This is a genomic window from Paenibacillus sp. MMO-58 (assembly GCF_037146255.1).
Classification (GTDB): domain Bacteria; phylum Bacillota; class Bacilli; order Paenibacillales; family Paenibacillaceae; genus Pristimantibacillus.
In genome coordinates this window covers 122,094-140,693 of the sequence record NZ_JBBCVY010000001.1, presented here as the reverse complement: position 1 = coordinate 140,693, position 18,600 = coordinate 122,094, and the positions used below count along the sequence as shown (strand labels likewise).

Sequence of the window (18,600 nt, the reverse complement as noted above, 5' to 3'; positions counted from 1 at the left end):
ACTGATGAAGTTTCAGTCCGGCTCATGTACTGAAAGCAAACTAAAACATATGATTCACCTAAAAATAGTTGGTTTTTAATAATATAGAACAATTCAAACAGCCACGTCTAATATAAAAGATCAATACGCTCATTTTACATTTCTATAATTGATCAAATAGAAGCTCACCTATCCTTCTTTGGATTCAAACGCCGTACCCTACTTGAAACAGACACAAAAAACGCAACCCTTATCAGGTTGCGTTACAGACTCTCGAGAAAAGTCTCGACAGTCGTCTTTATCCCTACGATATTCTTATTATAAGCTTAGAACGCAGGAACAACCGCTACTCCGTATTTCTCTTCAATAAACTTCTTCACTTCCGGTGTTGTTAACGCGGCGTCTAACTTCTTAATCTCATCTCGGTTTTCGTCACCGTTTCTTACAACGATGACATTCGCGTACGGCGAATTTGCGTCTTCCCTAAATAGTGCGCTCTGAGGATCAATTTTGGCCTCCAGAACCAAGTTTGTATTAATGATCGCTCCGTCTAGATCCGGCAGAGATCTTGGCAATGTAGCGGAATCAGCTTCTACGAATTTGAGTTTCTTCGGATTATCGATGATATCCTTCGGAGTTGCTTCGTAAGTCGTCAGCCCGTCTTTGAGCTTGATCAAACCCTGCTGCTGCAGAAGAACGAGAGCACGATATTCATTGGATGGATTGTTCGGAATGCCGATTTTGGCTCCTTCTTTGATTTCGTCCTTGGATTTGAGCTTGCTCGAGTAGAAGCCGATCGGCTCCACATGCACTTTCGTCGTTACGACAAAGTCATAGCCCTTCTCGTCTTTGACAGAATTCAGATAAGGAACGTGTTGGAAGTAGTTGGCATCGATCTGCTTTTCCTGCAAAGCCGGATTCAATTGCCCTTCATCGTCGAGTACTTCGATCTCCAGATTAATGCCTTCTTCTTTAAGCTTAGGCTTGATGAACTCCAAAATTTCGGCATGAGGCACGGCTGCCGCTCCGACTTTTAACGTGACTTCTTTAACCGGCTCGGAGGCGGATGAAGACGGGCTGTCGCTTGGGCTTTGATTAGCAGAAGCTTGCGGAGTACTATTGCCGGAGGAACCGTTATTATTCGAACCGCAAGCAGCGGCGATCAAGCTCACAACAAACAGGAAGGCAACTAGGACGACCATTCTTTTCTTAGACATTTTCTCTCCTACTTTCTATTTTTAAATTTGTGATAGTACTGAAACCTCGACTCGCTCTTCCCCGGCAAACCAGGATTATTCGAGCTTATAACGCCTGTTGTGAATAGACTTTGCAATCCCATCGCCGGTCCACTGAATCGCTTGAATCAGAAGTATGATGACCAAGACGGTGGCGAACATGATATCCTCCCGGAATCGTTGGTAGCCGAAGCGAATCGCTAGACTCCCGAGTCCGCCAGCCCCAATAGCTCCGGCAACCGCCGTTAATTCGGTTATCCCGATGATGGCAATCGTTACGCCTCGCACAAGCGCAGGCAGCGCTTCGGGAATGAGAACCCGGAAGATGATCGTAACCGGCGAAGCGCCAACTGCGATCGCCGCTTCAATCTTCCCTGCGCCCACTTCCTTCAACGAATTTTCCACAATTCGTCCCAGAAAAGGAGCAGCGCCGATCGATAACGCAACGATAGCCGCGGTTGGACCAAGCGACGTTCCTACGATCAAGCGAGCTAAGGGAAGTAACAGCACGATCAGGATAATAAACGGAATCGATCGGATGCCGTTGATGAGGAAGCTAATCACCTTGTTGATATGCACGGACTGTAGGACATGTCCCTTGTCTGTTACAACAAGCAGAATACCCAGGGCCAACCCTAATAGAAGGGCGAAGAAGGATGACCAAGCCACCATATAGAGAGTCTCTCGAAGAGCTTGCCAGAGGAGTTCGAATAAATCGTTTTTCATATTCCCTCCCCCAATCCTTCAATTAACCCTCTTCTAGTACGATACTGCTCCAGAACGCCTACGAATTTTCGTGCGGTATCGCTCTCCGGATTCAAGAACAATTTGGCGACCGGACCGGTCTCCACGATTCTCCCATTCTCGATGACGGCCATGCTATGGCATATATGCTGGAGGACTTCCAATTCGTGAGTAATAAGCACGATCGTCAGCTTCAACTGGCGGTTAATGTCCTTTAGCAGTTCCAAAATGGAATAGGTCGTCTCTGGATCAAGAGCCGAAGTCGCTTCATCGCTTAAAAGTACATCTGGATCATTCGCGAGCGCGCGGGCAATACCAACCCTCTGCTTCTGCCCCCCGCTAAGTTGGGCCGGGTATGTCTCTTCCTTGTCGGACAGCTTTACCAAGTCAAGAATCTCCCGGACACGCTGACGAATTCGCTCCCTTGGATGACCCGCTACCACGAGCGGAAACGCAACATTCTGATACACGGTTTTGCCGTCTAACAGATTAAAATGTTGAAAGATCATGCCGATCTTCTGCCGTGCCTTGCGAAGTCTACGGCCTCTCAATTGCGTGATATCGTCGCCTCCGATCCAGATACGCCCCGAATCCGGTTCCTCCAGTCGGTTCATACACCGGATCAACGTGGATTTGCCAGCTCCGCTAACTCCGATAACGCCGAAGATTTCCCCTGTGGCTATCTGTAAATCGATGCGGTCCAGCGCTGAGACACTTCCTTTTGTCGTCAGATAGGTCTTGCTCAGTTGCTCCACGAGAATCAAATCGTCACCTCCTCATACAAATAAAAAAAAACTAAGCCCTTCCCCCTTCATCGAAGGGCGAGTACTTAGTTTCCAGACATCTGGTCAACTTAATGATCCCGTATTAAATTCACATTATTCCGATATGCTTTTATTAATTTAATCCATTTTTCATAAGGTGTCAATATCTTCCCAAAAAGGGAACTTATAATTATACTATTCACATAAAAATACTTATATTTGGGAGGCTTATCATGAGTACTGCAACACGCCAAATGAAACTATCGGCTTATCTGGTCGGCACCGGAATGCATGTCGCCTCGTGGAGACTACCGCAGGCACTCGCCGGTGCCAGCATTGACATCGACTACTACAAGAAGCTTGTAAGAACAGCCGAAAAAGGTAAATTCGATATCGCATTTCTTGCAGACAGCCTAGCGATCAATGAAGTTTCTCATCCCAACATTCTAAACCGTTACGAACCGATCACACTTATCGCCGCGTTGGCGGGAAGCTCGGAGCAAATCGGAATTGTCGCCACAGCGTCTACCTCCTACATCGAGCCGTTCAACCTCGCTCGTCTGTTGATGTCCGTCGATCATATTAGCAAGGGTCGGGCTGGCTGGAACATCGTCACGACTCGCGATTTATCTGGCAACACTGCTAGAAATTTCGGTGCTGAAGATCATCTTGAGCATGGATTCCGCTATCGAAAGGCCAACGAGTTCCTGGAAGTGGTGCTGGGTCTGTGGGATAGCTGGGAGGACAATGCTTTTATTCACGACAAGGAGAGCGGAGTGTTCTTTGATCGCAACAAGCTTCATCGGCTCCAGCACAAGGGAGAGTTCTTTTCGGTAGAAGGTCCTCTGAATATCGGCCGTTCCCCCCAAGGACGACCCGTACTCGTTCAAGCAGGTGTCTCCGATTCCGGGCAAGAGCTCTCTTCCCGGGTAGGCGAAGTCATCTTCTCGATCAAGTACGATTTCGATGATGCGAAGGCTTACTATGATACCTTCAAGAACAAAGTAGCTGCCGCCGGACGGAATCCGGATCAAGTTTATATTCTGCAAGGCATATCCCCTATTATCGGCTCTACAGAAGAAGAAGCGAGAGAGAAGAGGAGCCGGCTAGAGTCTCTCATTCCCGAAGAGACCGGCATCGGTTTTCTATCCGATTATTTCCAAGGCTTCGTCGATTTCACCGGCTTTGCACTAGACGACCGGGCCAAGGATGCCGGACTAGATCGCCTCCCGTTGACCAAAACCGACTACCTGAAGCATCAGCCGATTATTTCCCGGATAAATCCGACACTTCGCGAGGTTTATTCCCTGCTCACCGGATCGTTCAGCAGCGACCATCTGGTCGGTACTCCGGAGAAGATTGCCGACACTTTAGAGTATTGGTTCCGAAACCGCGCTGCTGACGGCTTTATGCTGATGGCGCCTTCGTTACCTGACGGATTGGAGGATTTCGTCGAGCAGGTCGTCCCCATTTTGCAGAAGCGAGGCTTGTTCCGAGTAGAATACACCGGCTCTACCTTGAGGGAGCATCTTGGCCTACCGTTTCCGGCAAACCGTTATACTTGATCTCTGATTATATGCGCTGTTCCTCCCTATTCTTAAAGCAAGACGGCGGCTGATATGTTGATTAGCTACCGTCTTGCTTTTCTGAATTAACGTTCTCCGTAACGAAAAAAGCAACCGGTAATTGGCAGGTTTCCGCCTAATTAAGCTAAAGTTCCTCCATAGCTTATTATGGAAGTCTCGTTTAATTTAACTGAACATCGGATTGAGCAAAAGAAGTAATGCTAAGTCTTTGTTCTTCAGTGCTTTCAAAGCTAGAATCTCTTATTATAGCCATAGCTTTCATATAGATAATACTCCTTTCCAAGTCTCCAATAGGAAATTATTTATCTAAGTGCCCAAATAAAAAAAGCAGCTTATTCGCTGCTTAAGTGTCTTTCGCTTATGTTAAAATGTGCTCGATCCGATCCAACTCTTCTTGCGAAAATGATGCATTCGCGAGCGCGCCAACGGCATCTTCGATCTGTTCTACCTTGCTGGCGCCAATTAGCGCAGAAGTGACCCGGCCGCCTCGGAGAACCCAAGCTAAAGCCATCTGGGACAGTTTCTGCCCTCTTTCCAATGCTAATTTGTTCAATTCTTTGACTTTTGCCAGTCGCATCTCGTTGATATCCTCGGGACGTAGGAATACGCTTGGTCCCGCTGCACGAGAGTCAGAAGCAATGCCATTCAAATACCGGTCAGTAAGAATTCCTTTCTCAAGCGGCGAGAATACGATCGATCCGATTCCCTCCTCCTCGAGAACTTCCTGCAGGCCATCCTCTATCCACCTTGACATCATCGAGTAATTCGGCTGATGGATCACGCAGGGAGTGCCCAATTGCTTCAAGATGCGAGACGCTTCACGAGTTTGTTCCGGTCTATAGTTGGAGATACCGACATACAGCGCCTTACCTTGACGGACGATCATATCCAGCGCAGCCATCGTTTCCTCTAGAGGTGTATCCGGGTCAGGACGGTGGTGATAGAAAATATCAACATAATCAACCCCCATCCGCTTCAAACTTTGATCCAGACTGGATACGAGGCTTTTCTTGGAACCCCATTCCCCATAAGGCCCAGGCCACATGTAATATCCCGCTTTCGTCGAGATGATCAACTCGTCCCGGTAAGGACTCAAATCATCCTTCAACATACTACCGAATGATTCTTCTGCGGATCCCGGCGGCGGCCCGTAATTGTTCGCCAGGTCAAAATGCGTGATACCCAGATCAAACGCCCTTCTAACCATCGCCCTGCCATTCTCATACTTATCAATTCCGCCAAAATTGTGCCATAGTCCAAGCGAGATCGCAGAGAGCTTCAATCCGCTCTTTCCGCAGCGGTTATATGTCATGGATTCGTATCTTTCTTGTCTTGCCGTATATAACATTCTTACAACCTCCTCTTCACGTATAGGCTCATTATAGTACGAGTGATTGGGACCGCCTATGTCCGCATGGAAGGTAAATATGGCATAATGTCTGAATTTATCTGCTATCGATACAGCTTTGGAGGGACTCCTTTTAGCTTTTTAAACATTTTGGAGAACAACAGTGCATCCTGGTAGCCTACCGAACGGGCAACTTCGCCAATCGAATACTCACCTTTCCGTAGCAGCTCCCCCGCCCGATCCATCCGGTAATTAAGCAAGTATTGCTGCGGCGGCAGTCCCATTGCCTCCTTAAAGAGGGATGACAAGTACTTGCGTTCCAACCCAAGCGAGGCAGCCATCTGCTGAACCGTAATCGGCTCGCTGAAATGACTATGGATGAAATCCAAGCTGCGATGGATGTATGTATCTTGCTTACGAGGCTGTACACCCGCATCTGCCGACGAGGGCAGCCAATCAATCAACACTGTTAGAAACTCAATCAGGAGCGAAGTTAATCGCAAGTCATGATTTCTCGGATGATTCGCCGATTCCAAAAGCAGTTCATACAAATTGGGCATTATCTGCTTGTCCATTGGGAAAACCGGCTCCTCTGGTGACAGATTGGTCCGCTCCAGAACCTCGCCCACCTGTTCGCCGCGAAAGCCGATCCAAGAATAACTCCATGGATCGAAAGCATCAGCCTCATAGTAAATGACTTTACCGGGGTAAGCCAGAAAAGCCTGGCCAGACGTCAACTTAAACGTAGAACTGCCAATCTGGACAGTACCAGTTCCCCGGTGTACAAAATGCACCTTATAATGGTCACGTATGCCAGGACCAAATGCATGGTTAGGAGAACAGTCTTCTTTCCCCCAATAAGATAAATAAAAATCCGGGTTATCTCGGGATGAACGATACGAATTATAATGAAAAGCCTTCAACGAGTTGTCTCCTTCCCTTGCTGCAGATGTCCAGCAGAGAGTCTTATATCGGACATTATACAATATTCAGAGTTGCCGATTCTTCCAAGCTCGAGCAACTGCCGGGTTCACCCCCTAATATGAGCTTCGCAAACAATAAAAAACCTACTTCGCATGAAGCAGGTTGAATTTATTGCTGCCGTCTTGTTGTTCAACTAAAGTTCCCGGTTAACAATGTATGACTTATATACGGTCTCTTATAAGTTCCAATGCCTGCACAGTTTGATTCTCATATCCTCCCGGTGCATTTTCATAAAGCTCCAACTCAAATCCAGCCCACTTATAAAGCTTTATTGCTTTATAGGCCCAGGTTGATGTGGGGATATACATTATTTGATCACCTTCCAGATCTATCATCAACCCACTGAACAAACGGATGACGATGAATCCTTGTATATCTCCACCAAGCAGTAAAAGTACCAATTTTTTCGCCGTCATCAGCTTTAATAAATATAGTTCTTAATTTAACTTCATTTAGGTAAAGAAGATAGTTCTTAGTAAAATACTCCAAAGCAACTTCTTTAGGGTTAAATTCCAAGACGGATGTTACAATTTCCGCCCACGATTCTTCATCCCCAGCCTGGATCATTTCGAATGAGAATCCTTTAGGTAATGAAGCTTGCGGAAGCAGTGTTCCTGCATTACGTTTAAAACAACCGCAGTAAATTCGAATCTATTTTTAATCTTTATACACTCCTTCCGGTTGGTGAACACACGTTCCTCGTTAGCCATCCATGCATCTAATATTTGCACCACAGAGCATTAAAGTTAGTTCGTTCTTTCATGGTAGTTCAATCCGCCTTTCAGAGCTATTTATTTTAATAGCCATTTTATTTCTGTTGAGCCGATATCTTTTACAGCAATCACTGGTGTTTTTTGAGCATCGCCTAACTTTTCAATCCGCAATTGATATGGTTTAAGCATCTCTCCCCAATTGGTGGAAGTCGATGAGTTTGAAGCAGCATAGCTGAGATAATCAGTAACAATTTTTTTCAATTGCTCACTGCTTATTTGACTCTGGTCAAATTCAATTCCAACTTTAAACAATTTCTCTTTGGGGTCGGCAGCGAACCCAGTTAAAACTATACCAGGTTGTTTATCAATTTGTTTTATACTTTCGGACAGCCTTTGCCCGACTTCAGAAAAAGTATCCTTTTTGCTTTCTCCTTGGCAGCCCGCAATAATTGTAACGGACGTAAACATAATAACTAATGCAAATAGATATATAGTACGCTGCAAGTTTTACCCACTCCTTTTCTTCATAGTAAGACGCTTAATAACTGAAGTACCACCGATTCCGGGAATTGTTCGGTACACCGTTAACCCGACTGGTAATGATATCGACTTTCGAGCAAGTTTTTTTAAACTTTGGGTAAAATAGGAAGTACAAAAATACAAGACGCATTAACGAAAGGGTGGTGACGTAACATGACGAACAAAAGATTGGAAGGCATTCGGGCGCTCGTGACGGGAGCGTCAGGCGGTTTGGGCTATGCGATGGCGGAAGCGCTGCTGGCGGAAGGGGCAGAGGTAGCGATATCCTCTAGAGCGGGAGATAAGTTAGATCAAGCGGTTGCCGGCTTTATAAAAAGAGGATACGATGCGCACGCCCTGCCGCTTGACGTGCGATCCGAGCAGTCAGCAGAGGAAGCTGCCCGTTGGGTCCGCCGCGAATGGGGCGGACTCGATGTGCTGGTGAACAACGCCGGGATCGGAATGAAGACAGTAAATCCGCGCTTTCTCACCGAGCCTCAGCCTTTTTACCAGGTAACGCCCGAAGGTTTTCGGAATTTGATCGACACCAACGTGACGGGCTATTTCCTCGTCGCCCGCGCTTTTGCGCCTCTTATGATCGAGCAAGGCAAGGGGCGCATTATCAACATTTCAATGAACTATGAAACCATGAAAAGAAAAGGCTTCGTACCTTACGGTCCGTCACGCGCGGCAACCGAATCGCTCTCTTATATCATGGCAGAAGACTTAAGGGAACACGGCGTGGCGGTCAATATGCTGCTTCCCGGCGGGGCGACGGTGACCGGAATGATTCCGGACGGACTGCGAAAGGAACTTGGCCCGCAGACGCGTCTGCTCACGCCGGAAATTATGGCAGAACCAATTATCTACCTCGCTTCATCGGACGCTGTGGGAGTGACGGGAGAACGGATCGTGGCGGTCGAATTTGAGCAATGGTTGTCCAACCGGGACAATAAAGGATAACCAACAATGGAGAAGTACGATACTTCATCATTGTTATCTTTTCATGGGAGTCTATAAATGCTTGCACGGATTCGCTCACTTAACCCTCATCACGTATGAATCTCTATATTCTTGCGGTGAGTAGCCTGTTGAGCTTTTGAAGAACCTTGTAAAGGAGGTCGCTGATTCATAACCTACTTGTCTGGCAATCTCATGTATTTTAATGTTTTCATTCACTAACAATTCTTTGGCTCTTTGAATTCTGGCTGCATCTATGAATTCCGTTAATTTTTTTTTCGTTTCTTGTTTAAATATTCTTGATAAATAAGATGGGTTTAAGTACACTTGCTCGGATAATCTAACAAGAGACAAATCCTCACCGAGATGTGAAACTATAAAATTTTGAATAAACGAAATTACATTATCAGCCCTTCTTTTTTGCTCTAGCTTTTGAAGTTCAAAAACACATACGGAAAGCCTTCTTATATAAGTGACTGCATCGCCCCAACTATAAAAATTAACCGTATTAACAAACCGGATTTCACCTATTTTGCTAATAACCTTATCACGCAATCCCCAACGATTCATATAAGACAATAAGCACATTGAAATAGAGCAATACACTTGCTGGGCAACCAGATTATTTTTATTTTTTATCAAGCTTAGAGGCAGCAAAATTTGCTCCAGCTCTTCAAAATACTTATCCTTTAGCCCCGATTCTAAATATTGCTCTATGAAAGCAAACAAATTTGTAGTTGTAAGTGACAGTAATTTTTGCTCTGCTTCAAATTCCTCATCGTTAGGGCATTCCGCTTTATTCTCCGCTGCAGCAGTAGAGGGCACTTCATTATCGACTAATAATACCGTATTCTCTGTTCCAATTCGGTAATTCAAAAGGGAATGCAAGGCATTATATTGTTGCGAGATATCATTCCATGTCGTCGGTTTACTGCCAACGGTAAAGCTAATAGAATGATTGAGCTTATCCTGGCAGCTTTGCTGGACAGACTCAAGCATTCCCTTTATGTATTGTAAAGTATGGACATAATCCTCCGTAGCTGGGTTTACGTTTTCCTTCGGTTGTATAAGGATCGTAAATCTAAAATGATCGTCTAAAATGATGACGCTTTTCAAATTAGAGGTAAGATATCGCTTTATCATTTGTCGAACAGAGTAAATTTGCTGTATTTTCTCTAAATAGTTATTGTCTTGGAATGATAGATCATCTAATTTACCTACAACAAGGATAACCGGGGCTTCATCCGTAATGGGCAGAGAAAGCTGGTCAAATTGCTCCTTCGTTGCCTTTACCATGGAGCTCCCCTTTAATAAGTTAAGCAGATAACCTTCCTGAAACAGTTCCAATGCTATGTGAATTTTTTCTTTGGCTTCTCTGATGAGATCACCGGTTTTAATTTCCTTACGGATTTTGAACACCGTTTCCTCAACAACTTGTATGATCTTATCAATATCTTCCAGCTTCAAAATATAGCTTACATCGGGATGCTGGATCGCTTTATAGATATAGCTAAACTCGCTGTGACCCGTTAGAAAGATGATTTTGCATTGCGGCCACTGCTTAAATATTTCATCCATCAGTTGCAGCCCGTTAATATTCGGCATATCGATATCCGTTAACACAATATCCATACGGGTGCGATGCAGCCACTCTATCGCTTCTTCACCGCTATATGCCTTATACACATCAAGCGATAAGTGGTCCATCCCTCTAAATACCTCAAATAAATGATTAACTATAATTTCCTCGTTATCTACAATCAAAAGTCTTAACATGGCTACTCCCTCAGCTTAGCATTAATTTGCAATCTGACTAATAATCCGCCCAGCTCACTTCTTGCTACCTGAAGCCCATGCTCCTCACCATAGATTAGTTGCAATCTTCGATGAATATTGTTTAGCCCAGACGATTCGCTGCTGTGTGCTTCCATGAATTGTTTTTCTAGATCTAGCAATTTTTCATCGGTTAATTGCTTTCCGTTATCCTCGACAAAAATCGATAGCTTATCATCCGTCGTTTGAAAATAAACCCGAATGGTGACGGGACCTTTTGAATGCTCTACCGCATATTTAAAAGCATTTTCGATAATTGGCTGCACGATTAATCTAGGGACGCTGATTTCCTTAAAGGAAGGCGGACAGTCTTCAAATTCAATCGTCAGCTTGCTTGGATAACGCATTAATTGAATATCAGCATAGGTTCTTGCATGCTCAATTTCCTCATACAAAGAAATAAAGTCGGAATCATTTTTCGTAATAAACTGAAAATACTCCCCTAATAGCTTGGTGAAAGGAATCAAATTCTCATCCTTTACTTTCGCCATCATGTTCATTAAGAAAAAGCTATTGTATAAGAAGTGGGGGCTGATTTGAGATTGAAGATGCTTTAACTCGGCTTTCTGTTCAAGAATTTTGTGTTTATACACTTGATCAATGAGATTCGAGACGTTTTGAACCATGGAATTAAAGCCTTTGTTTAAGTAATCAAATTCATTGTTGTGATTCACTTCCACTTTGACATTGAAATTCCCCTTTTCAACACTGCGGAACGATTTCACAAGCTCCTTCATCGGACGTTGAATTAACTGGTAGGTGTAAGCATAGATAAACGTGACAAGGATGAGTACTACACCCGTAAACACCCATAGCCACACGTAAAATCCTTTTGTCGGAACCAGTACAGCATCTTTAGGTATGAATCGAAACAGCACCATATTTAAGTATTCGGATTTCTCCGCGATGATGAACGTGTCTCCATAACTAATGACTTCACCAATTTTGAATTCGCTTTCATTTCTTGCAAAAGAGTGAACGACATCGTCGAACATGCGATCCTCGTCGCTATAAATCGTTAACCCATTTGTTAGATCCAGCAAGATCGACCGACTGTCGGGATAGGTATCGAACTGCTTTAATGCTTCTCGGAATACTTCCGTATTTAATTCGATTTCGATCATAAACAAAGGGCTTAACCCCATGTTGCCCGATAGAAATGTACTGAGATGAAGGTTCCCATTATACATTAATAATTGAGCGCCCTTCATCCCTTCCGGAATTCTTAATGCTTCAAATTTATCCCTATTCAAAGCGCCCACTGATTTCTTGGAGGAAATGGTCTTTTGTATAGGGTAAATATGCGCACTAACATTTGAAATATAAGCATTACTATTTTGTATGGATACCAGGCGATGATGCAGCTTTCTCATACTCTCCATCTTTTCGTAATCGTCCATAATCGTATATCGTATCGCAAGCTTATTTAAATCCTCATCATTTAAAACATCATATTGCAATATTTTTATTCGATCAATTTCTGCCTCCAGCCCCTCTAAATAAAAGGTAACCTGAGCCGTCGTTGATTTGTAAATTTCATCTTTAACCGTCTTTAAGCTCCAGTTGTACATATAAATACCTAAAGCGACAATGACTAAGATTGCGGCTAAAAATGTAGCCATTAATCTAACAAAAATGCTAGATTTAATTGCCACCCCCTCCTTTTATTTCTTTTCCTACATATTATCAAAAAATCTTGGCATAAAACATGACTATTTGTTTCATCGCCAGCGGCCTCGGCTGATCGCTATTAGCCTTTAACACTGCCTAAAACCATGCCCTTTACGAAATACTTCTGTAAAAATGGATATGCGCAAATGATCGGAAGAGCACCTAAAAAGATCTGTGCGGACTTTAACGTTTTATCGGAAATTTTAGCCATTACTTTTGCTTCCTCAGGTGTTAATGTCGTAAATGATTTTTGCACAACAACCGTTTGCATATAGCTTTGCAGCGGATAATTGCTTGGATTATTCATATAAATAAGCCCATCAAACCAGCTATTCCAATGACCAACCAATGAAAACAATAAAATCGTTGCTATAGCCGGCATGGATACCGGAACATAAATGCTCCATAACGTTCTCCAATGGCCTGCTCCGTCTATAAATGCGGATTCACTTAATTCCTTTGGGGTTAGCCTAAAGAAATTCAGAAGGACAATCACACTAAATACAGGTACGGCACCAGGCAATATTAATGCCCAAACCGTATCGATGAGTCCTAATTCCTTCACCAGCATGTAGGTTGGGATTAAACCGGCACCAAAAATCATCGTAATGAAAAAGGTCCATGCATAAAAGGCTCGAAAACTAAAGTCTTTCTTTTCCTTGGATAACGGATAGGCAATCGTTGTCGCTAACAACACATTAATTGCGCCGCCAAGGGCGATGCGCTGTAGGGATACAAGCATGGAGTCCCAAAATGCTTTACGCTGAGCAACAAATTCATAGGAGATTAATGAAAACTCTTTTGGCCAAAAGGTTACCGTACCGGTAGATGCAATCGCACTTGATGATAAGGATATCGCTAAAATATGAATCATCGGAAGCACACAAGCCGCAGCGACCAAAAGGAGAAAGATATTGTTAATGACTATAAACCAGTCTAGTTTTTTTTTGATTCGCATTCCTATACCTCCTAAAAGATTCGATAATCAGCAAATTTATAAGCAAAAAAATAAGAGGTTGAGACAAGGATCAATGCAATGACGGATTTAAACAAACCGACTGCTGTAGCTACGCCAAACTGCGCATCCAACAAACCGATCCGATAGACGAAAGTGTCGAGTATGTCTCCACTCTCATAGACCATCGGGCTGTACATATTAAAGATTTGATCAAAGCCTGCATTCAGAAGATTCCCTAAGCTCAAGACCATCAATAATACGATAACCATCTGAATGCCGGGTAAGCTTATGTGTATCGTCTGCTTCCAACGATTCGCCCCATCCATTTGAGCAGCCTCGTACAAATTCGGATTAATTCCGGTTAACGCAGCAAGATAAATAATCGTTCCGTAACCGAAATCTTTCCACGTATCCGTTAATATCATCGTATACGGGAACCACTTATTGTCACCCAAAAAGAATATGGAATCAAAGCCAAGCTTATTAATCAACGTATTAATAAGTCCATTTGTAGGGGACAGGATATCGATAAAGATGCCGCCCAATACAACCCAGGAGAGGAAGTGCGGGAGGTATATCGCCGTTTGAATGCTGCGTTTCAATAGGACATGCTTCATTTCGTTTAACAGCAACGCAATCACGATGGGAACAATTAAGCCCAATATGACCTTCAAAGACGCAATATAAAAGGTATTCCACAAAATATTGTCGAAATTGGGCAGGCTCATCACATATTTAAAATTTTTTAAACCTACCCATTGTTGATCGCCAAAGAGCCTTTTAGCCGGAATAAAGCGTTGAAACGCTATAATAATGCCAGCCATAGGAACATAGCTAAATAGGATGACGAATAGAAACCCTGGCAAGATCATGAGATTTAACGGTAATTCTCTTTTCAACTTTTTTAAATTCAGCTCAATCACCTTCTCCTATGGATTAAGAAAATGGAAAGCAAGGATGCTCCTTGCTTTCCATATCGTGTTATTTGTTTGATGCGTACCACTCATTGACTTCTTTCGTGATGTCTGTTCCGCCAACTTTATACCAGTTGTCTACGAATTTATCGAAATCATCCAAAGGCACCGCACCCATAATAATTTTGACGAATGTTTCTTTCTCCAATGCCTCTAATGTAGATTTTCTTTCAGCCATCGTTTCTGTCGGTGGACCGGCAAACGCTTCATACTTGAATCGTTCATTATCCATATAATTAACCCCATGCCTGTAAACGCCTTCTGCTCCGTAGATCTTAGGCCAACCCCATTGCGAAACATCCCCATCTTCGAAAGCTTTAATATTGCGATAAATAGCTAATGCTTCACCCGTTAAGCTGTCAAAGCTATTATTTTTTCTAGCCTTTTCGATTTCTTGGAAAGCTCGAATGTTTTTAAATGCTGACGCCGGCTGAACTGGGGAATACTTCCACACCCCTACACTATCATTGGCTGCCGGCATGTAATAGTAGTCAAAATCTCCTGTTTTGCCCCAGTTAAGCTCCACGTGTAAATTGAACATTTTGATAAGCGCCTCAGGGTTAGAGAATCCCTTTCTTACTACCCAATAGCTGTCCGCTTGAAATCTTTGCGGAGAAAGGGCCGGTTTACCGTCTACAGAAACAAGAGCATAACCTACCCAGTTGGCATTTGGATCATTTTGATAATTGCTGATGAGCGGATACATGGGATTCCATTGAGCGCCAAAATCAATGCCGATTTTACCGGCTGCAATACTTTCGGCTACTTTGCCACCGTCTTTAACCCCGAACTCTTTATCAAGCTGACCTGCCTTATACATATCGGAAAGCGCTTTCAATGATTCCTTTACTTCAGGTAGCGTGCTGCCCCAAACTAAATTTCCTGAGCCGTCATCAATCCACATATTCGGATACGCATGGTAGCCTGCAAAAAATCCTTCCAAGCCCATTGCGCCGCCGTATAAATCTTTTGTTAATGCTAAGCCATACGTATCATTTAACTTGTTCCCGTCTGGATCCTGTGTTGTAAACGCTTCGGATATTTTCAGCACATCCTGCAGGGAGGTTGGCTCAGGAAGCTGTAATTTGTCTAACCAATCCTTGCGGATCCATAAATAAACACCATCACCGTAAACGTCAGCCTTACCAAGCCCCACAATCTTTCCGTTAACTGCAGCAGAATTAAGCACAGCCGGTCCTTGTTCAGCGTAAAGTTCCTTTAGATCATCCGATGCGTACTGCTCCCAATATGGCGTTAAATCCTCGATTAAATCCGCTTCGGCTAGCTGCTTCATTTGCGCTGGCGTTACTCGAAGCATATCTGGCAAGTCACCGGATGTTAGCGTAACATTCATTTTTTGGGTATAAGCATCGCCGGAGCTAACTGTCCAGTCATACTTAACATTAATGCCCAGCTTCTCAGAGAACGCTTTCAACCATCTGTTGTTTTCAATCGTTTCCCCGGGAGTTTTAGGAATGATATTATCTTGGGTGTCATTGTCAACATCACGAGTAAAGCGAATCGTAAGCGGCGTTTCATACTTGCCGAACGGATCAGCATCTCCGGAAACCGCTTCCTTCGTTTCATTGTTGCCCGTACTACTGTTGTTTGCTGGACTTTGAGCTCCAGTATTCGTTTGTTTCTCGGGTGAATTGGAGCTGCATGCTGAAATAAAGCCCGTTGTAAGCATCAGCGATATCAGAAGAAGTATTGCTTTTGAAGATGATTGATTTTTCTTCACCTTAAAACCCCTCTCATATAATGTGAATACTAAACACATTTAAAATTCTATGTTATTTTTTACTAAGCGTATATCTTCAATTTGTTACTTCATTATCATCTCTTTACTCCATGCCATTTCCCTATGCTTTCACTTTTTTAGATCATTATCATTTTTTTACCATTTCGTCTAAGGCACGCATGCCCTTTTCAAGTTCCACATTCATACACAGGTAAATAGAACAAATAATGTGATTGACGCGTGTACTCGTCACAACCCTTAATAGGGTGCTTTTCTAGTCGTTATCCCCGTATAAAGGGATTTTCACGTCTATAAACAAACGTCAAGAAATACACGCACAAATAAAAAAAAACCTTGATTTATCAAGGTTCTAAATCGGGATTATTATGTCGTTGTACTACCATATGCCAAAGATCATTGTCTGTTTAGGTTGAGGCATTTATCTTAAGGTTGGTGTGATACAAGGTGCTTGGTGTATGGTTCTAGCAAATACATAAGTTGCTTAACAGCTTCCTGCACATTGCAGGGCATAGAGTTATTAGTGGGGAGCATCTGGTTCAAACTCTCTAATTATTAATGATTCATAAAAAGATCTGTATTTCTTTAATGGCTTTGTTTCTTATACTAAAACCTTCTCTTTCAAATACTCGATTTCTACTGTTCGCACTTCTTCCCATAATCCAATACACCTGTACATAATGCGATCCTGAAGGAGTCATACCTACAATAAGCGTTCTTCCGGGTTAAGGATTTTCAAACAAAGCGTATTGAATTTTGTTCATTTGCCTTTTCTCCTATCGAATAAACACAAAGAGGTAAGGGGGAATCCCCCTTACCTCTGCCCAGGCGTACCTATCCTGCCCTTTTACTGCAACAAAAAAAGCAACCGATGACGTGCCGGCTGCAGTCGTGTTAATTTGAACTATCGTCTCCCGTTTAGCTTAATGAAATATGCCTAATGCCCCGAAGCGTTTTCAAAATCAACTTCAGCTTTCCAAGTCAAAATTGATGTATCTGCCCCTCCGACTTCCACGATTCTATCTTTATGAGTTAAAACACCAAGTCCATGTTCTTCATCTCAAGAACATCTAAATTCATATCCAATATATGCAATCTCATCATAATTAACATTCAAAATATGAACTCCTGTTAATTCAATAAATTTCTCTAAATCATAAGTCGTATTTATTTCAGGCATTATTTCATTGGCCTCTTCTACATCAAAACCATAACTTTCCCTTAAGATTGGGTATTCCTTAAATATAGCTTCCAGAATTATCTCTTTAATACGTTCTTGCTTCTCAATCGTGAAGTTATAACCATTTACATGTTCAAGTGTAAACCATGTCGCCACCAATCTCTAAAGTAACTGCTCGTTCACTCCAAGAGGATATAGGAATATTTCCTTCATAACCAAATTCCCCGAGAGTTAGATTTGGGATTGAATACTCCATAAATTGCACCTCAAGCTTTTTCAATATTTTTAAGAACGTAACAAAACAATTTCACACGAAGTATTCGCGATGTTATTCAACAATCCTGCCTAGAGTTGAGAAACGTCAGCAGCCGGTCAAAAATGACCGGCTGCTGCACTGTTCTAATTGAGCTATCGTTCCCAGTTAGTACAATGGCATATGTGTTCAGTAAGTAATTATTCCATCAAACGCTTAGTCGATTCAAGTAGTTGAGAGTATACTCTGTAATTATCTTCATTTTCTCTTTTCAGATTATCCAAAGTTATAACTTTTTCTTCAATCTTTATTTCAAGATCATTTCTACGAGTTGATAATTTTTGAATAGCACCGTTGTTTAAAGGATCATCTTTTTCTGTGAGAATTGAAATAGAATCAAAATATGCATTCCTCCAGGCTAATAATCTCATTAGTTCTTCTTCAAGTTCTATTTCACCTGCAGAAAGATTTTCAAGTTCAGTTTCGAATTCTTCCTTCATTCGATTAAGCTCATCTTTAAATGCATCTGGTGTGTCCATGTTCCAACCACCTTATATTTTAATAGCCTACATGAACTGCCACGTTTAACTTTGAACTAACGTTCACCTTCGTAGTTTAACTTCTAAAGCATCAGTGCCGCTCATGATATAATTCCGTGAGAGCTAATTTTTGGAGGATCAGAACTAATGAAAATATCTGAACGGCTTATGAAAAAAATGAGTGTGTTGGAGATCCCTATCTGGGGCGGTTATTTACGCTCCCAATGGGAAACGCATTTCGCTTCACATCTTAGTGAACAAGATAAGGAGAATATCTTTCTTAATGATGAGGGTGGTTATCTATGGCATCTATTCAGCTATAAAAGGAAAGATCACCTCGAAAGGGATGAGGCTACGACTGCATTCATCCAACAAACTAAAGGACCTTGTTTTCTATTTTATCAGCATTCGAATTATGCTTTAAAACTTGAGAACGCAGATAATTTGACCATTCAAGATTTACATGATGAATCCGATATTTATATCGTATCGGTGGATTTTAGTTGGACATATGTTTTGACGCATGAAAAAGACTGGCATGGTCCCTACTTTAGTCGCCGCATCATTTAGCGTGAGTAACTCAGCAGCAGATCATTACGAG

Annotated in this window: 18 protein-coding genes; 3 read left to right on the top strand and 15 right to left on the bottom strand. The window is 42.8% G+C overall.

Annotated elements, in window-relative coordinates; translation table 11 throughout:
* Positions 1 to 305 precede the first annotated feature (305 nt).
* The 3 genes from WFJ73_RS00640 to WFJ73_RS00630 all read right to left on the bottom strand — a co-directional run bounded on the left by WFJ73_RS00640 (position 306) and on the right by WFJ73_RS00630 (position 2,722).
* Positions 306 to 1,196, bottom strand: coding sequence for a MetQ/NlpA family ABC transporter substrate-binding protein (locus WFJ73_RS00640; RefSeq protein ID WP_336771026.1), 891 nt, complete (start codon positions 1,194 to 1,196; stop codon positions 306 to 308).
* Between the two features lie 75 nt (positions 1,197 to 1,271).
* Complete coding sequence (locus WFJ73_RS00635) at positions 1,272 to 1,940, bottom strand: methionine ABC transporter permease (RefSeq protein WP_336771025.1); 669 nt, start codon at positions 1,938 to 1,940, stop codon at positions 1,272 to 1,274.
* Positions 1,937 to 2,722 (bottom strand): methionine ABC transporter ATP-binding protein, encoded by a 786-nt coding sequence (locus WFJ73_RS00630; protein ID WP_336771023.1) that lies wholly within the window; start codon positions 2,720 to 2,722, stop codon positions 1,937 to 1,939. The genes WFJ73_RS00635 and WFJ73_RS00630 overlap by 4 nt, the downstream gene beginning before the upstream one ends.
* Before the next feature lie 233 nt (positions 2,723 to 2,955).
* Here WFJ73_RS00630 and WFJ73_RS00625 point away from each other — a divergent pair, with 233 nt between their 5' ends.
* Complete coding sequence (locus WFJ73_RS00625) at positions 2,956 to 4,287, top strand: LLM class flavin-dependent oxidoreductase (protein ID WP_336771021.1); 1,332 nt, start codon at positions 2,956 to 2,958, stop codon at positions 4,285 to 4,287.
* Positions 4,288 to 4,666: 379 nt separating this feature from the next.
* On the opposite strand, the gene WFJ73_RS00620 is transcribed toward WFJ73_RS00625, so the two are convergent.
* From WFJ73_RS00620 to WFJ73_RS00605, 4 genes are all read right to left on the bottom strand, one after another.
* Positions 4,667 to 5,656 carry an aldo/keto reductase gene (locus WFJ73_RS00620; RefSeq protein ID WP_336771019.1) on the bottom strand — a complete coding sequence of 330 codons (990 nt, stop codon included), beginning with the start codon at positions 5,654 to 5,656 and terminating at the stop codon, positions 4,667 to 4,669.
* A 104-nt stretch (positions 5,657 to 5,760) separates the two neighbouring features.
* The gene (locus WFJ73_RS00615) at positions 5,761 to 6,579 is read right to left on the bottom strand and encodes an AraC family transcriptional regulator (protein WP_336771018.1); all 819 of its coding nucleotides are present in this window, start codon (positions 6,577 to 6,579) and stop codon (positions 5,761 to 5,763) included.
* A 376-nt stretch (positions 6,580 to 6,955) separates the two neighbouring features.
* A complete protein-coding gene (locus WFJ73_RS00610; protein WP_336771016.1) occupies positions 6,956 to 7,207 on the bottom strand; it encodes a hypothetical protein in 252 nt (83 codons plus the stop codon).
* A 224-nt stretch (positions 7,208 to 7,431) separates the two neighbouring features.
* Positions 7,432 to 7,857, bottom strand: coding sequence for a hypothetical protein (locus tag WFJ73_RS00605; protein WP_336771014.1), 426 nt, complete (start codon positions 7,855 to 7,857; stop codon positions 7,432 to 7,434).
* Between the two features lie 189 nt (positions 7,858 to 8,046).
* Between WFJ73_RS00605 and WFJ73_RS00600 the strand changes: the two genes are divergently transcribed.
* Positions 8,047 to 8,835 carry an SDR family NAD(P)-dependent oxidoreductase gene (locus WFJ73_RS00600; RefSeq protein WP_336771012.1) on the top strand — a complete coding sequence of 263 codons (789 nt, stop codon included), beginning with the start codon at positions 8,047 to 8,049 and terminating at the stop codon, positions 8,833 to 8,835.
* Between the two features lie 75 nt (positions 8,836 to 8,910).
* Here the strand turns inward: WFJ73_RS00600 and WFJ73_RS00595 are convergent, their stop codons facing one another.
* The 8 genes from WFJ73_RS00595 to WFJ73_RS00560 all read right to left on the bottom strand — a co-directional run bounded on the left by WFJ73_RS00595 (position 8,911) and on the right by WFJ73_RS00560 (position 17,999).
* Positions 8,911 to 10,608: a response regulator gene (locus WFJ73_RS00595; protein WP_336771010.1), complete on the bottom strand. Its 1,698-nt coding sequence runs from the start codon at positions 10,606 to 10,608 to the stop codon at positions 8,911 to 8,913.
* 2 nt (positions 10,609 to 10,610) lie between these two features.
* Positions 10,611 to 12,320, bottom strand: a complete 1,710-nt coding sequence (locus WFJ73_RS00590; protein ID WP_336771008.1) for a sensor histidine kinase — start codon at positions 12,318 to 12,320, stop codon at positions 10,611 to 10,613.
* A gap of 95 nt (positions 12,321 to 12,415) precedes the next feature.
* Positions 12,416 to 13,294, bottom strand: coding sequence for a carbohydrate ABC transporter permease (locus WFJ73_RS00585; RefSeq protein WP_336771006.1), 879 nt, complete (start codon positions 13,292 to 13,294; stop codon positions 12,416 to 12,418).
* 11 nt (positions 13,295 to 13,305) lie between these two features.
* Positions 13,306 to 14,166 carry an ABC transporter permease gene (locus WFJ73_RS00580; RefSeq protein WP_336772098.1) on the bottom strand — a complete coding sequence of 287 codons (861 nt, stop codon included), beginning with the start codon at positions 14,164 to 14,166 and terminating at the stop codon, positions 13,306 to 13,308.
* A gap of 109 nt (positions 14,167 to 14,275) precedes the next feature.
* A complete protein-coding gene (locus tag WFJ73_RS00575) occupies positions 14,276 to 16,009 on the bottom strand; it encodes an extracellular solute-binding protein (protein ID WP_336771002.1) in 1,734 nt (577 codons plus the stop codon).
* A 581-nt stretch (positions 16,010 to 16,590) separates the two neighbouring features.
* Entirely contained in the window at positions 16,591 to 16,728 is a 138-nt protein-coding gene (locus WFJ73_RS00570; RefSeq protein WP_336770999.1) for a hypothetical protein, read from the bottom strand.
* 359 nt (positions 16,729 to 17,087) lie between these two features.
* Entirely contained in the window at positions 17,088 to 17,363 is a 276-nt protein-coding gene (locus WFJ73_RS00565; RefSeq protein ID WP_442955919.1) for a DUF6985 domain-containing protein, read from the bottom strand.
* A gap of 297 nt (positions 17,364 to 17,660) precedes the next feature.
* Positions 17,661 to 17,999 (bottom strand): hypothetical protein, encoded by a 339-nt coding sequence (locus WFJ73_RS00560; protein ID WP_336770996.1) that lies wholly within the window; start codon positions 17,997 to 17,999, stop codon positions 17,661 to 17,663.
* 147 nt (positions 18,000 to 18,146) lie between these two features.
* On the opposite strand from WFJ73_RS00560, the gene WFJ73_RS00555 reads away from it, so the two are divergent.
* A complete protein-coding gene (locus WFJ73_RS00555; RefSeq protein WP_336770995.1) occupies positions 18,147 to 18,569 on the top strand; it encodes a DUF4275 family protein in 423 nt (140 codons plus the stop codon).
* Positions 18,570 to 18,600: the final 31 nt, after the last annotated feature.